The sequence below is a fragment of the Ruegeria sp. C8 genome (assembly GCF_056537565.1).
Genome location: NZ_JBQFRV010000013.1, coordinates 51,071 through 64,624, shown reverse-complemented (window position 1 = coordinate 64,624; position 13,554 = coordinate 51,071). Strand labels below are relative to the sequence as shown.

Below are 13,554 nucleotides of genomic sequence, written 5' to 3'. Positions count from 1 at the left end.
CATGTGCGGGTGCGAAAATGATTAAGATTTGTAAGACCCAGAAGGAAAATTCGTGCGAACAAGCCGTGAACAAACCCTTTTCCTTTTGGCCCATCCAGCGTAGTTTGCTGATATGAGCAGTTTTGACGAAATGGACGCCTTTGAGGGCGCATCGCTATCCCAAAAAGCAATGGCAGCGGGTAAGCGGTATGAATTGGGCTATCTCAATTCTGAGCAGCGCAAGGCCGCTGAGATGGTTAGTGGACCTGTTCTTATTTTGGCCGGTGCGGGTACCGGAAAAACTAGGACGCTGATGGCCCGTGTGACGTATCTGATACGAAACCATCTGGCGCGACCAAACGAAGTCTTGGCGGTAACGTTCACTAATAAAGCTGCTAGAGACATGAAAAAACGAATGGCGGATGATCCGTATAAACTTCAGCATCCCATTCCATGGATGGGAACGTTCCATTCAATATGCGCACAGTTGCTTCGACGCCACGCGGAACTTGTAGGGCTGAAATCAAATTTCACAATTCTTGATAGTGACGACCAACTTCGTTTGCTCAAGCAACTCATTCAGGCTGCCAACATAGACGAAAAACGTTGGCCGCCCCGCCTTTTGGCAGGGCATATCGACGAATGGAAAAATCGCGCATTGCTGCCTGAAAGTGTTCCTTCGGCGGATGCCGAGGCCTTTAACAAAAGGGGTATTGAACTCTACGCCCAATATCAGACCCGTTTGCGTGAACTTAATGCAGTGGATTTTGGGGATCTTCTGCTGCATATGATCCATATTCTTAGGACACATCGGGACCTGCAGCGACAATATCAGCGTTGGTTCAAATACATCGTGGTGGACGAGTATCAGGATACTAATGTCGCTCAATATCTTTGGCTTCGTTTACTGACCAATGACGATCGAAACATTTGTGTTGTTGGTGACGACGATCAGTCAATCTACGGATGGCGTGGGGCTGAAGTCGACAATATTTTGCGATTCGAGAAGGATTTCCCCGGCACGCATGTAGTTCGATTGGAGCAGAACTACCGCTCCACCCCGCATATTCTGGCGGCTGCGTCGAATGTGATCCGCGGCAACGAAAGCCGTTTGGGCAAAGAGCTTTGGACCGATGCCGAAGACGGTGAAAAAGTTCGACTGATCGGCCATTGGGATGGTGAGGAAGAGGCGCGCTGGATCGGGGAAGAGATCGACGCGATGCAGGGCGGCACGCGTGGTGTGCGCCCGATGAACCTCGACCAGATCGCCATACTGGTTCGCGCCTCACACCAGATGCGCGCGTTTGAGGATCGGTTTCTGACGATTGGTCTGCCTTACAAGGTGATTGGCGGCCCTCGTTTTTATGAGCGGATGGAGATTCGCGATGCCATGGCCTATTTCCGGCTGGTGGTCAGCCCTGAGGACGATCTGGCGTTCGAGCGGATCGTGAACACTCCCAAACGCGGCCTTGGTGACAAGGCGCAGCAGACGATTCAGGTTGTTGCGCGCCAAAACGGGGTATCTCTGGTCGAAGGGGCGCGGATTGCGGTTGAGAACCAGTTGATCAAGGGCAAGGGCGGTAAGGCTCTGCGCGAGTTGATCGACGGATTGGCGCGGTGGAATGGACTGACGCGAGGGCCTCGGATCGAGGTCGATGACGACTCGGTTATTGACGACGGGGTGTCGCCCATTCGCTATGGTGCGCCGGAGCACACGCATATCGAGCTGGCGCAGATCATCTTGGACGAATCTGGCTATACCGGGCATTGGCAAAACGACAAGACGCCCGAAGCGCCGGGCCGGTTGGAGAACCTCAAGGAACTGGTGAATCAGCTAGACAATTTTGAGAACCTGCAAGGGTTTTTGGAGCATGTCAGCCTGGTTATGGACAATGAACAAGAGGGCGATGGAGCGAAGGTTTCGATCATGACCTTGCACGCGGCAAAGGGGTTGGAGTTTCCCGCCGTGTTCCTGCCCGGGTGGGAGGACGGTTTGTTCCCTTCGCAACGCTCCATGGACGAATCGGGCCTCAAGGGCCTCGAGGAAGAACGCCGTCTCGCATATGTGGGCATTACCCGCGCTGAGGAGGTTTGCACGATTTCTTTCGCGGCCAATCGGCGGGTGTTCGGGCAATGGCAGAACGCGATGCCGTCGCGGTTTATCGACGAATTGCCCGAGGATCATGTGGAGGTTCTGACGCCTCCGGGGCTGTATGGCGGTGGGCAACCAGCTGCGACGATCGAAACCCGCGCGGCTGAGGCGAATGTCTATAACTCTCCGGGCTGGAAGCGGATGCAGGCACGGCAGGGCCAGTATGGGATGTCCCAGCCGAAAGAAAGCCGGAATACCGTGATTGACGCCACTGCGATTGCCAGTTTCACCTTGGGTGAGCGGGTGTTTCACCAGAAATTTGGCTACGGCGCGGTTACCGGCATCGAAGGTGATAAGGTCGAGGTCGATTTCTACAAAGCAGGCGTGAAAAAGGTCGTTTCCCGTTTCCTGACCGCGAAGGACGACGTTCCGTTCTGACCGCTAGAGACCTTCGACCAGCACCAGATTGGCCGTCGCTGTCTTGCGTCTGATCTTGGCCAACTCGATATAGTCCGGGTCGTCTTTCCACGCCCGGGCCGCGGCCATGTCCGGAAACTCCATCAGCACGATGCCTTCTTCGGCCCAACTGCCTTCGACGATCTCAACGGGTTTTGAAGAAATGGTCAGCAGGCGCCCACCGTGCCGGTCAAAGATGGGCATGAAGCCTTCAAGATATTTCTGATACCCGTCCGGGTCATGAATGGAAATCTGAGCGATGAAATAGGCGGCCATGACGCACTCCTGAATAATCGTAACTGCGCCGATCTTATTCCGTTTGCCCAAAAAGCAAAAACGGCGGTTTCCCAGGGAGGAGGAAGGGATACCGCCGTTCTTTTCTACATCAGGGCAGGGAGGAGGAGAGCCCCGATGTATCCGAACCCGGGTTTGAGCCCGGTATGAGGAAGACGCGGCGACGTCAGGGAGGAGGAAGACGTCACCGCGCGCTTTCAACACCGGGCAGGGAGGAGGAGAGCCCGGTGTGTCTTGGTCCGGCGTTGCGAGGCCGGTATTTGGTGCGGCGACGTCAGGGAGGAGGAGAGACGCCGCCGCTGATTACAGACCCTAAAGGGAGGAGGAAGGGTCTGATCTCGTGTATTCCTGTGCGCTTAGCGCGCTGTGAAGTCGTTTGCCGCCTGACTGGCCAGGCCGCGGATCATTGCACGGCTCAGGCCGAGATCGGCCAGCTCGCGGTTCGACAGCGCGGACAGCTCACTTACCGTCTGGCGGTACAGGCGGTAGCGGGCAAAACGTGTCTTTGCGGCCTCGATCATGGTGGTGATACCGCCAAATTGAGTGCCTTTAAGTGCCGGTGTGTTTGTTGCCATTGCCATCTTGTTATTCCGTTCATTCTTGTCTTGCTGACCGGTGCCAGCGTTTGCTTGAGGATGAAAATAAGTGAATGCTGCGATTGCACAATAGCTCGCAACGTCAATGCTGCTATGCAGCAAATGCATGGATATCAGAGCCTTGTCAGTCTCGGTTTGAAATCACCCATGATTTTTTGGGGTTTGCGGGACCTTGAGCGCTAAGTCTTGGTCGAGCAAAGTTTCCGTCTCACCATTCGACTTGCCCGGAGTTTGAGCGCAGCTGCGAAAGTTTGTGCGTTTGATGGACGTTTTGTTTCAACTCGATCACGGGAAAGCGATCTTGGATCGTGGCTTGGGAATTCGTGGGAGTAGATCAAAGCGGCCACATTCCACGCTGTTTCCTTCTGTGTGATTCTTTGTTTTTTGCGTTGCTGATGGGTCTCAGTCGGCAAAATTTCCAAGAATTTGAAATTTTTTTGGGAAATCATGGGTGATCGCGGGAGGTTCTTGAGGTTACCATATATAGCTATCGATTGACTTTGGGTGTCGATATGAGGTGTGTTGGTTCTAAAATTGGCTCAAAATTCGCCTTGTTTTCATAGCTCGTACTAGATGGTGCCCAAAAATTCCTATTGATTTCCATGAATTCCCATGTCATCCCTAATGCATCCGATGAGGACGAGGCAGCAGGGGCAGCAAACGACCCCAACCAAAAATAATCAGGTTTCATACAGGCATCTCGCTTTCATCACTCAAGAGATCCGGCGCGCGGGCGAGCAGACATCCCCCCAGGTGGCGCGTGCAGCTGGACATCCCGCAAAGCGGGCCAATGCGGCGGGTTGATCAGTGGCAGCAGATCAACCCGCCGTTTTTCATCCGGGGGGAACGTGAAATTCAAGTGGGGCGCAAGCGAAAGGGACAGTCGTCTTGGCGCGCAGGTTTAGAGGTGAAAGCCACCATAAGGTGGACACGAAGGGCAGGGTCTCGATCCCGGCCTCTTTTCGCCGTGTGCTTGAATCGTCTGACCCCAATTGGCAGCCCGGTGACAATCCTGAGCTTGTGATTGTCTATGGTGACCACCGCCGCAAATACCTTGAATGCTATACCATGCAGGCGATTGATGAGGTCGACGACAAGATCGACGCTCTGCCGCGTGGCTCGATGGAGCGTAAGATGCTTCAACGCATGTTCCATGGTCAGTCCTTTCCCACCAATGTGGATGAAACCGGACGTCTGGTTTTGCCGGCCAAGCTGCGCAACAAAATCGACCTAGAGAATGAGGCGTTCTTCATAGCAGCCGGTGACACCTTCCAGATCTGGAAGCCTGAGACCTATGAGGTCGAGGAGCTGGCCAAAGCCGAGGAATGGATGGACGATCTGCCGGATGATTTCGACCCGATGGTCTATCTCGATGGCGTTGGGGACGCGTAACGGCATGTCCGGCGCGGTCTCCTCATCTTCTAAGCCACATATTCCCGTCCTGCTGCGCCCTTTGCTGGCGGCGGTGTCTCCGGTGGAGGGCACTTGGCTGGACGGCACCTTCGGCGCAGGCGGCTATACTAGGGGTTTGCTTGAGGCCGGGGCTGAGAAAGTGATCGGCGTGGATCGCGATCCTCTTGCGTTTGAGATGGCCGCAGACTGGGCGGGTGACTATGGCGACCGACTAGTAATGCAGCCCGGAGTGTTCTCGCGCTTGGATGAGTATGCCCAGGATCTCGACGGTGTAGTGCTGGACCTTGGGGTTTCGTCCATGCAGCTGGATCTGGCCGAGCGCGGCTTTTCTTTCATGAAAGACGGCCCGCTCGACATGCGTATGAGCCAGGAGGGTGAAAGCGCCGCCGATCTGGTCAACACCGCGACTGAGGCGCAATTGGCTGACATCCTGTTCCACTACGGTGAGGAGCGTGCGAGTCGGCGTATCGCCAAGGCGATTGTCAAAGCGCGCGCCGAGGACCCCATCACTTCGACCTTGCGACTGGCCGAGATTATCGAATCCTGCTTGCCGCGCCCCAAGCCGGGACAATCGCACCCGGCGACGCGCAGTTTTCAGGGCCTGCGGATTGCAGTGAACGCCGAATATGATGAGTTGTTTAAAGGTCTTATGGCCGCCGAGCGGGCTTTGAAGCCCGGCGGGCAACTGGCCGTTGTGACCTTTCATTCCATCGAAGACCGCATGGTTAAACGGTTCTTCCAGTCTCGGGCTGGTAAGACTGGGCGGGCCAACCGCTATGCGCCCGAGATGGAACAGGAACTGCCGCAATTTACGCTCAAAACACGCAAGGCCGTCGGGCCGGACGAGCAGGAATTGCAGGAAAACCCGCGTGCGCGCTCGGCCAAGCTGCGTGTTGCGATCCGTACTGAGGCTCAGGCGGGGGAAATTGAGGCCCGCGCCATTGGTATGCCACAACTTGGGGGAAGGGCAAGATGAAGAGTATTCTGTATGTGTTGACCGCTCTGTCCGTGTTCGGATTGGCTCTGTGGGCTTATCAGGAGAACTACCGGACCCAGCAAGTTGTAAAGGAAATGCAGGCGCTGCAGGGTGAGATCGGCTTGGCGCAGGTTAAGCTGGCGGTTCTCAATGCCGAATGGGCCTATCTGAACCGCCCCGATCGTTTGCGTGAACTGGCTGATTTGAATTTCGAACGCATGGGCCTGCTGCCTTTACGGGCTGAGCAATTCGGACGTGCAGACCAGATCGCCTATGCCGAGGACCCCGACCTGCCGGTTGTCGACCCGATCGAGCTGCAGGCGATCACCGACATTCAGGCTTTGGGCGAGGTGCAGATTCCATGACCCGTACTCCCCTCCGCCCTCTGGCACGCGTTCTGGATGCCCGCGCGAAGGGCGAAAACCCAAAGGCCATTGAGCGCGAGAACATCCGCCAACGTCATGAAAAGATGAAAGACCGCGCCCGTGCTCGTGCCGAGGGGCGCCTTTTGGTTTTGGGTCTGTTTTTCTTCTGCGCTTTCTCGGTTGTGGGTGTCCGTATGGGAATGCTGGCGACGTCCGAGGCGCAAGAGCCGCTGGCCAGCGCGCCCGGTGCTTCGATTGCAATGCAGCGCGCCAATATCGTTGATCGCGAAGGCCGCATTCTGGCGACCAATCTGGATACCTACTCAGTCTACGCCCAACCGCCTTTGATGATTGATCCGATTGCGGCAGCCGATCAGCTGGTCGCGATTTTCCCGGATCTCGACAAAGAGCGTCTGGTCAAGGACTTCACCGGTAAACGCAAGTTCCTGTGGATCAAGAAACGCATCTCGCCCGAGCAGAAACAGGCGGTGCATGACATCGGCGATCCGGGCATCCTGTTCGGTCCGCGCGAAATGCGCCTATACCCGAATGGCAAGCTGGCGGCACATATTCTTGGCGGGTCAGGTTTTGGCCGCGAAGGCGTTAGTGCTGCCGAAGTGATCGGTGTTGCCGGGGTCGAGAAGAAGTTTGACGACTACCTGCGAGACCCGGCCAACGGCAGCAAGCCGTTGCAACTGTCGCTGGACCTGACCATTCAGGCAGCGGTCGAGCAGGTGTTGTATGGCGGGATGAAGATCATGAACGCCAAGGGGGCCTCGGCGGTTCTGATGAATGCACATACGGGTGAGGTGATCTCGGCCGCGTCTCTGCCTTCGTTTGACCCCAATGACCGTCCGCGCCCGCCAACCTCGGGCTTTGATCCGTCCGACAGCCCTCTGTTCAATCGTTATGTGCAGGGTGTCTATGAGCTTGGGTCGGTCTTCAAAATCTTTACCGCCGCACAGGCTGTGCAACTAGGATTGGTGAATTCGGACACCATCATCGACACTTCGGGCCCAATGAAGATCGGTCGATTCCCAATTGGCGAGTTCAACGGCAAGAACTATGGCAAGATCAGCGTGGCAGATGTGATCGTTCACAGTTCTAACCGGGGCACCGGGCGTCTGGCCTTGCAGATTGGTTCAAAACGCCAGCAGAGCTTTCTGGAAACGCTGGGAATGTTCGAACCCACCCCGTTCGAGATCGTCGAAGCGGCAGGCGGTGCGCCCCTCAAGCCCAAGAAATGGGGTGAGTTGAGCACGGTCACCATCTCTTACGGCCACGGTCTGTCGACCAGCCCGATGCATCTGGCGGCAGGGTATGCGGCGATTGCCAATGGCGGGCACTATGTCAGCCCAACGATCCTGCGCCGCAATGGTCCTCAATACGGGCCACGTGTGATGTCGGAAAACACCGCGCGTCAGGCGCAGAAGATGCTGCGCAAAGTGGTGACCGACGGCACGGCCAGTTTTGCCGAGGTCAATGGTTATGATGTGGCGGGCAAGACCGGTACCGCCGATAAGCCCAAACCGCGTGGTGGGTATTATGATGACAAGGTGATCGCGACCTTCGCGACCATCTTCCCGGCCTACGACCCGAAATACGTGCTTATCGTCACATTGGATGAACCCTCCATTCTGGCTTATGGAGAAAAGCGCCGGACTGCGGGCTGGACAGCGGTGCCCGTGGCGGCTGAGTTGATCGGCCGCGTCGCGCCCTTGTTGGGCCTGCGACCCCGGCTTGAGCCTGAGGCGAGCGCTGCTATAACCCTGACCTCGAATTAGGGTGCCAAAGAACAGGTGGGTCATGGGCGCAAGAACAAAGAAACTCAGCCAACTGGCCCTGACAGCACGCGGAGGCGCGAATCCCGACATCACCGGGCTGGCCGTCGATAGCCGAGAGGTCAAAGACGGTTTCCTTTTCGCAGCCCTTCCAGGTACGCGCGTCCATGGGGGTCAGTTTATCCAATTCGCTCTGCGCATGGGCGCTGCTGCTATTCTGACCGACGCTGAAGGCGCGCAGATCGCCGAGGCCGAACTGGCCGCATCCAACGCTGCCTTGGTGGTGGTTGAAGACCCGCGACAGGCATTGGCCGGGTCCGCTGCACTTTGGTTCGGTGCGCAACCGCAGACGATTGTTGCGGTCACCGGAACCAATGGCAAAACCTCGGTCGCCACATTCGTCCGCCAGATCTGGTCCGAGCTTGGTCACGCCGCCGTCAACCTAGGCACCACGGGGGTCGAAGGCGCATGGACGGCCCCGCTGGCCCATACAACGCCCGAACCGATCATTTTGCATCGCTGTCTGTCCGAGGCCGCCGAGAATGGCGTGACCCACGCGGCGATGGAGGCGTCCTCACACGGGCTGGAACAGCGCCGCCTTGACGGAGTGCATCTGGCCGCTGCTGGTTTCTCGAATTTCACGCAGGATCATCTGGACTATCACGAGACGTTCGAGGCGTATTTCGCAGCCAAAATGGGCCTGTTCGACCGTGTACTGCCTGAGGACGGCACCGCAGTCATCAACCTGAGCGACCCGAAGGGTGAGCAGGTGCGCAAGATTGCTGAAGCGCGGGGGCAGTCTGTGCTGACCGTCGGGCTGGGCGAGGCCGACCTGTGTCTGATGAACCAGCGGTTTGACTCGACCGGGCAGGATCTGCGGTTTTCGTGGCAGGGCAAGACCTTCCAGACGCGCCTGAACTTGATCGGAGGGTTCCAGGCCGAAAACATCCTGCTGGCTTGCGGACTGGTTATCGCGGCAGGCGACGACCCTGAGCGGGTGTTCGAGACCCTGCCGCATCTCACAACCGTCCGGGGCCGCATGCAGCTAGCCGCAACCCGCGACAATGGCGCGGCGGTGTTTGTGGATTATGCCCATACGCCGGATGCAGTCGCCACGGCTTTGAAAGCGTTGCGACCGCATGTGATGGGACGTCTGATCGCGATCATTGGCGCGGGCGGAGATCGCGACGCCACCAAGCGCCCGCTGATGGGAAAGGCCGCCGCCAATCACGCGGATATCGTCTTTGTCACTGACGACAACCCGCGCAGCGAAGACCCGGCCTCTATCCGCGCCGCCGTGATGGACGGTGCGCCAGAGGCGACCGAAGTAGGTGATCGCGCCGAGGCTATTCTGCGGGGTATTGACGCTTTGCAACCCGGCGATGCTCTACTGATTGCAGGCAAAGGTCACGAAACCGGCCAGATCGTAGGTGATCAGGTGCTACCCTTTGATGATGTGGAACAGGCGAGCATTTCCGTGGCCGCTCTGGACGGGAGGGTCGCATGACACTCTGGACTGCGGCAGAGGCCGCCGCTGCAACCGGCGGGCGCGCTACCAGTGAGTGGACTGTGGATGGCGTGTCGATTGATACGCGGATATTGCAACCGGGCGACTTGTTTGTCGCGTTGAAGGCCGCGCGCGACGGCCATGATTTTGTAGCTCAGGCGCTGGAGAAGGGCGCTGGCGCCGCCTTGGTGTCGTATGTCCCTGAAGGGGTGTCCGAAAATGCGCCTCTGTTGATTGTCGATGATGTGCAATCCGGGCTGGAAGCACTCGGACAGGCCGCCCGCGCCCGGACCGAGGCGCGTGTTGTGGGAGTGACAGGGAGTGTTGGCAAGACCTCAACCAAGGAAATGCTGGCCACCATTCTGGAAACGCAGGGCAAAACCCATGCCAGTGTCGCCAGCTATAACAATCACTGGGGTGTGCCACTGACGCTAGCACGTATGCCGCAAGACACTGAATTTGCAGTGATTGAGATCGGGATGAACCATCCGGGCGAGATTGCCCCGCTGGCTCGTCAGGCGCGCCCGCATGTGGGTTTGGTGACGACGGTGGCCGCTGTTCACCTCGAAGCGTTCGAGTCCGTTGCCGGTATCGCTCATGAGAAAGCGGCGATCTTTGAAGGGTTGGAGCCCGGTGGTGCAGCCATCGTGAACGCTGATGTCGAACATGCGGGTATATTGCGCCAGGCAGCACAAAACCTTGGCGCTGGAATCGTTGAGTTCGGTCGGCAAGGTGCAGATTACAAGCTGATCGAAGTGACTACCGGGTCCGAAACCGTTCAAGCACGGGCTGAGGTTGGTGACACTGTGTTTGCCTTCGACGTCCAATCGGCAGGTACGCATTTTGCGATGAATGCGCTGGGCGCGTTGGCCGCTTGTGTTGAGATGGGTGTCGGCTTGAATCAGGCAATAGACGGCCTGCGTCAATGGTCGCCAGTCAAGGGGCGCGGGGTCCGGGAGACTCTGCCGCTGGCGATTGGCGGTCAGATCGAATTATTGGACGACAGTTACAATGCCAACCCGACCTCGATGGAGGCTGCGCTGGACGTGTTGGCCGCCTCGAACGGAACGCGCCGTATCGCCTTTTTGGGCGACATGAAGGAGTTGGGTGCTCAAGAGGTCGCAATGCATGCAGGCATGGCCGAGGTGAGCGCGATGGCGCAGGTCGATCAGGTTCACTGCATCGGGCCGTTGATGAAAGCGCTGCACGAGGCTTTGCCGGATACAAAGAGGGGCCTGTGGTTCGAAACCAGCGCCGAGATGGCGGGACACCTGCCGGAATTGATTGAAAGTGGCGATACCGTGCTGGCGAAAGGCTCGCTCAGCATGGCGTTAGCCCGGATTGTTGACGGTCTACGGAAAATGGGGCAAGGGGGCGCGCTTGACGGGTAACGCGCCCGTGCGCCTCGTGTGAGAAAGGTACTGTAATGCTGTATTGGTTGACCGCCCTGTCGGACGGAGGGGATTTCTGGAACCTCTTCCGCTATATCACGTTCCGCGCGGGTGGGGCCTTTTTGACGGCGCTGATCTTTGGGTTTTTGTTTGGCAAGCCTCTGATCAACGTACTGCGCCGCAGGCAGGGCAAAGGCCAACCGATCCGTGATGACGGTCCCGAGGGCCATTTTTCCAAGGCCGGAACGCCGACCATGGGGGGCTTGCTGATCGTAGGCGCGCTGGTCACGTCAACGCTGCTCTGGGCGCGCTGGGATAATCCCTACGTCTGGATGGTGCTGTTTGTGACGTTGGCTTATGCGGCCATCGGGTTCGCCGATGATTATGCGAAGGTATCCAAGCAGAACACCAAAGGCGTATCGGGCAAAATGCGCTTGGCACTGGGAATCATCATCGCCGTATTGGCGGCCTTTTGGGCGTCTTTGCATCATCCGGAGGCTTTGCAGAACCAGCTGGCGGTGCCGATCTTCAAGGATACTCTGGTTAATCTAGGGATCCTCTACATCCCGTTTGCCATTATCGTGATTGTCGGCTCTGCCAATGCCGTGAACTTGACCGATGGTCTGGACGGTTTGGCGATCATGCCCGCGATGATTGCCGCCACAACGCTGGGGATTATCGCTTATGCGGTGGGTCGTGTCGACTTCACCGAGTATCTGGATGTGCACTACGTGCCCGGAACGGGCGAGATTCTGATCTTCACCTCGGCCCTGTTTGGCGGCGGCCTTGGGTTCCTGTGGTATAACGCACCGCCTGCGGCTGTGTTCATGGGCGATACCGGGTCACTGGCCTTGGGCGGTGCGCTGGGCGCGATTGCCGTGGCGACCAAGCACGAGTTGGTGCTGGCAGTGGTTGGCGGCCTCTTTGTGGTCGAGGCGCTGAGTGTGATTATTCAGGTTCTCTATTTCAAACGCACTGGCAAGCGCGTGTTCCTGATGGCTCCGATCCATCATCACTATGAGAAGAAAGGCTGGGCGGAACCTACCATCGTGATCCGGTTCTGGATCATTTCGCTGATCCTCGCGATGATCGGTTTGGCGACACTGAAAGTCCGGTAGCCCTCCCGCCAGGTTCAGAGGGCCTGCGGCCCTCTTGCCACCTGTTGGGCAAGGCTCGCGCTGGCGCGCGAGCCTGAAAGCGCCCTTGCCATCGGGTTTTTCTTCGGTGCAGTGTGGCGCGCATTCAAGTTGAAAAGAAGAGGGCGGCATGATCCCGGTCAAAGGTTTCTCAGGGCAAAAGGTCGCCGTTTTGGGCCTTGGTCGGTCGGGTTTGGCGACGGCGCGCGCGTTGCGTGCCGGTGGGGCCGAGGCGATCTGTTGGGACGACAATCCGGCTGCGCGCGAGACTGCTGAAGGGGAGGGGTTTCAATGCCTCGATCTGCGGCGCCACGGGGCGTTTGATGATATCGCCACGCTGATCGTCTCACCCGGTATTCCGCATCTTTACCCTCAACCGAACCCGATTGTCGCAGCCGCGTTGGAGGCCGGGGTACCAGTGGACAACGATATCGGCCTGTTCTTTATATCCTTTGCCGGGTCTGAGTGGAACAACTACGACATGCCGCCGCGCGTGATCGCGGTGACCGGGTCGAACGGCAAATCGACCACGGCGGCCCTGATCCATCACATCCTAACTGAAACTGGGCGTGAGGCGCAGTTGGCGGGCAATATCGGGCGCGGCGTGTTGGATATCGACCCCGGCGGCGATGGATCGGTCGTCGTGCTGGAGCTATCGAGCTATCAGACCGAGCTGGCCCGCGCATTGACGCCTGATGTAGCTGTTTTCACGAACCTGTCGCCGGACCATCTGGATCGCCACGGTGGAATGGGTGGGTATTTCGCCGCCAAGAGACGCCTCTTTGCCGAGGGTGGGCCAGACCGTGCCGTGATTGGCATTGATGAAGCCGAAGGCGCATTCCTGGCCGGACAATTGGCCGAGGGTCCGGCGGATGATCGGGTGATCCGCATCTCGGTTGAGCGCAAACTGACCGGTCCGGGATGGCAGGTCTTTGCCCGCAAAGGCTTCCTTTCGGAGTATCGCAAAGGGCGGCAGACCGGCTCGATTGATCTGCGCGGTATCAAGGGGTTGCCGGGCGCGCATAATCACCAGAACGCCTGTGCCGCCTATGCCGCTTGCCGGTCTCTGGGTCTGGCGCCGCGCGTGATCGAGGATGCCTTGCACAGCTATCCGGGCCTGCCGCATCGCAGTCAGATCATCGCCGAAGCGGGTGGGGTGACCTTTGTGAACGACTCCAAGGCAACGAATGTGGACAGTGCCGTGAAAGCTCTGAGTGCGTTCAAGAAAATCCGCTGGATTTGCGGTGGGTTGGAGAAAGAAGGCGGTATCGACTCCCTGAACGGTGCCTCGGATCAGGTGATCAAGGCCTATGTGATCGGGCGCGAGGCGGCGGGTTTCGCCATGCAGCTAAAGATCGAGGCGCAGGTCTGTACCACAATGGCCGCTGCCGTTGAGCAGGCCATAGCCGACAGCGAGGCAGGGGAGACCGTCTTGCTGGCCCCAGCAGCCGCCAGTTTTGACCAATATGACAATTTTGAGCAGCGCGGGGATGACTTCGCAGCGCAGGTTCAAAAGTGCCTAAACGCCTAGCCCGTTTGCAATTCCTTGCCGATTGGGCGACAGTTTG

The 13,554-nt window shown here is 58.1% G+C and carries 11 protein-coding genes; 9 read left to right on the top strand and 2 right to left on the bottom strand.

All coding sequences use genetic code 11. From position 1 onward, the window contains the following. Window positions 1–112 precede the first annotated feature (112 nt). Complete coding sequence (locus ACR0KL_RS16585; protein ID WP_170678413.1) at window positions 113–2,509, top strand: UvrD-helicase domain-containing protein; 2,397 nt, start codon at window positions 113–115, stop codon at window positions 2,507–2,509. A 3-nt stretch (window positions 2,510–2,512) separates the two neighbouring features. Here the strand turns inward: ACR0KL_RS16585 and ACR0KL_RS16580 are convergent, their stop codons facing one another. Together ACR0KL_RS16580 and ACR0KL_RS16575 are read right to left on the bottom strand one after the other, a co-directional pair. Next, on the bottom strand, window positions 2,513–2,803 hold the full coding sequence (locus tag ACR0KL_RS16580) for a DUF1330 domain-containing protein (protein WP_170643049.1): 291 nt from the start codon (window positions 2,801–2,803) through the stop codon (window positions 2,513–2,515). A 374-nt stretch (window positions 2,804–3,177) separates the two neighbouring features. Beyond that, complete coding sequence (locus ACR0KL_RS16575; protein ID WP_480554898.1) at window positions 3,178–3,525, bottom strand: DUF1127 domain-containing protein; 348 nt, start codon at window positions 3,523–3,525, stop codon at window positions 3,178–3,180. Between the two features lie 780 nt (window positions 3,526–4,305). Here ACR0KL_RS16575 and mraZ point away from each other — a divergent pair. The 8 genes from mraZ (at window position 4,306) to murD (ending at window position 13,517) form a co-directional block, all read left to right on the top strand. Next, window positions 4,306–4,809 (top strand): division/cell wall cluster transcriptional repressor MraZ, encoded by a 504-nt coding sequence (gene mraZ, locus ACR0KL_RS16570; RefSeq protein ID WP_170460901.1) that lies wholly within the window; start codon window positions 4,306–4,308, stop codon window positions 4,807–4,809. 4 nt (window positions 4,810–4,813) lie between these two features. Next, entirely contained in the window at window positions 4,814–5,806 is a 993-nt protein-coding gene (gene rsmH, locus ACR0KL_RS16565; protein WP_170678606.1) for a 16S rRNA (cytosine(1402)-N(4))-methyltransferase RsmH, read from the top strand. After that, window positions 5,803–6,171 (top strand): cell division protein FtsL, encoded by a 369-nt coding sequence (gene ftsL, locus ACR0KL_RS16560; RefSeq protein WP_170468027.1) that lies wholly within the window; start codon window positions 5,803–5,805, stop codon window positions 6,169–6,171. Before rsmH ends, ftsL begins: the two co-directional genes overlap by 4 nt. Continuing rightward, window positions 6,168–7,955 (top strand): peptidoglycan D,D-transpeptidase FtsI family protein, encoded by a 1,788-nt coding sequence (locus ACR0KL_RS16555; protein WP_170678415.1) that lies wholly within the window; start codon window positions 6,168–6,170, stop codon window positions 7,953–7,955. The genes ftsL and ACR0KL_RS16555 overlap by 4 nt, the downstream gene beginning before the upstream one ends. Before the next feature lie 22 nt (window positions 7,956–7,977). Further along, window positions 7,978–9,459 (top strand): UDP-N-acetylmuramoyl-L-alanyl-D-glutamate--2,6-diaminopimelate ligase, encoded by a 1,482-nt coding sequence (locus ACR0KL_RS16550; RefSeq protein ID WP_480777290.1) that lies wholly within the window; start codon window positions 7,978–7,980, stop codon window positions 9,457–9,459. Then, window positions 9,456–10,850 carry a UDP-N-acetylmuramoyl-tripeptide--D-alanyl-D-alanine ligase gene (locus ACR0KL_RS16545; protein ID WP_480777289.1) on the top strand — a complete coding sequence of 465 codons (1,395 nt, stop codon included), beginning with the start codon at window positions 9,456–9,458 and terminating at the stop codon, window positions 10,848–10,850. The genes ACR0KL_RS16550 and ACR0KL_RS16545 overlap by 4 nt, the downstream gene beginning before the upstream one ends. 35 nt (window positions 10,851–10,885) lie before the next feature. After that, window positions 10,886–11,968 carry a phospho-N-acetylmuramoyl-pentapeptide-transferase gene (gene mraY / locus ACR0KL_RS16540; protein WP_170678421.1) on the top strand — a complete coding sequence of 361 codons (1,083 nt, stop codon included), beginning with the start codon at window positions 10,886–10,888 and terminating at the stop codon, window positions 11,966–11,968. 148 nt (window positions 11,969–12,116) lie between these two features. Continuing rightward, window positions 12,117–13,517 carry a UDP-N-acetylmuramoyl-L-alanine--D-glutamate ligase gene (gene murD / locus ACR0KL_RS16535; RefSeq protein WP_170678423.1) on the top strand — a complete coding sequence of 467 codons (1,401 nt, stop codon included), beginning with the start codon at window positions 12,117–12,119 and terminating at the stop codon, window positions 13,515–13,517. Window positions 13,518–13,554 lie beyond the last annotated feature (37 nt).

Bases quoted from the DNA above. Each gene is read 5' to 3' on its own strand.
- ACR0KL_RS16585 (WP_170678413.1), top strand. From the start codon at position 113: ATGAGCAGTTTTGACGAAATGGACGCCTTTGAGGGCGCATCGCTATCC.
- ACR0KL_RS16580 (WP_170643049.1), bottom strand. From the start codon at position 2,803: ATGGCCGCCTATTTCATCGCTCAGATTTCCATTCATGACCCGGACGGG.
- ACR0KL_RS16575 (WP_480554898.1), bottom strand. From the start codon at position 3,525: ATGCATTTGCTGCATAGCAGCATTGACGTTGCGAGCTATTGTGCAATC.
- rsmH (WP_170678606.1), top strand. From the start codon at position 4,814: ATGTCCGGCGCGGTCTCCTCATCTTCTAAGCCACATATTCCCGTCCTG.
- ftsL (WP_170468027.1), top strand. From the start codon at position 5,803: ATGAAGAGTATTCTGTATGTGTTGACCGCTCTGTCCGTGTTCGGATTG.
- ACR0KL_RS16555 (WP_170678415.1), top strand. From the start codon at position 6,168: ATGACCCGTACTCCCCTCCGCCCTCTGGCACGCGTTCTGGATGCCCGC.
- ACR0KL_RS16550 (WP_480777290.1), top strand. From the start codon at position 7,978: ATGGGCGCAAGAACAAAGAAACTCAGCCAACTGGCCCTGACAGCACGC.
- ACR0KL_RS16545 (WP_480777289.1), top strand. From the start codon at position 9,456: ATGACACTCTGGACTGCGGCAGAGGCCGCCGCTGCAACCGGCGGGCGC.
- mraY (WP_170678421.1), top strand. From the start codon at position 10,886: ATGCTGTATTGGTTGACCGCCCTGTCGGACGGAGGGGATTTCTGGAAC.
- murD (WP_170678423.1), top strand. From the start codon at position 12,117: ATGATCCCGGTCAAAGGTTTCTCAGGGCAAAAGGTCGCCGTTTTGGGC.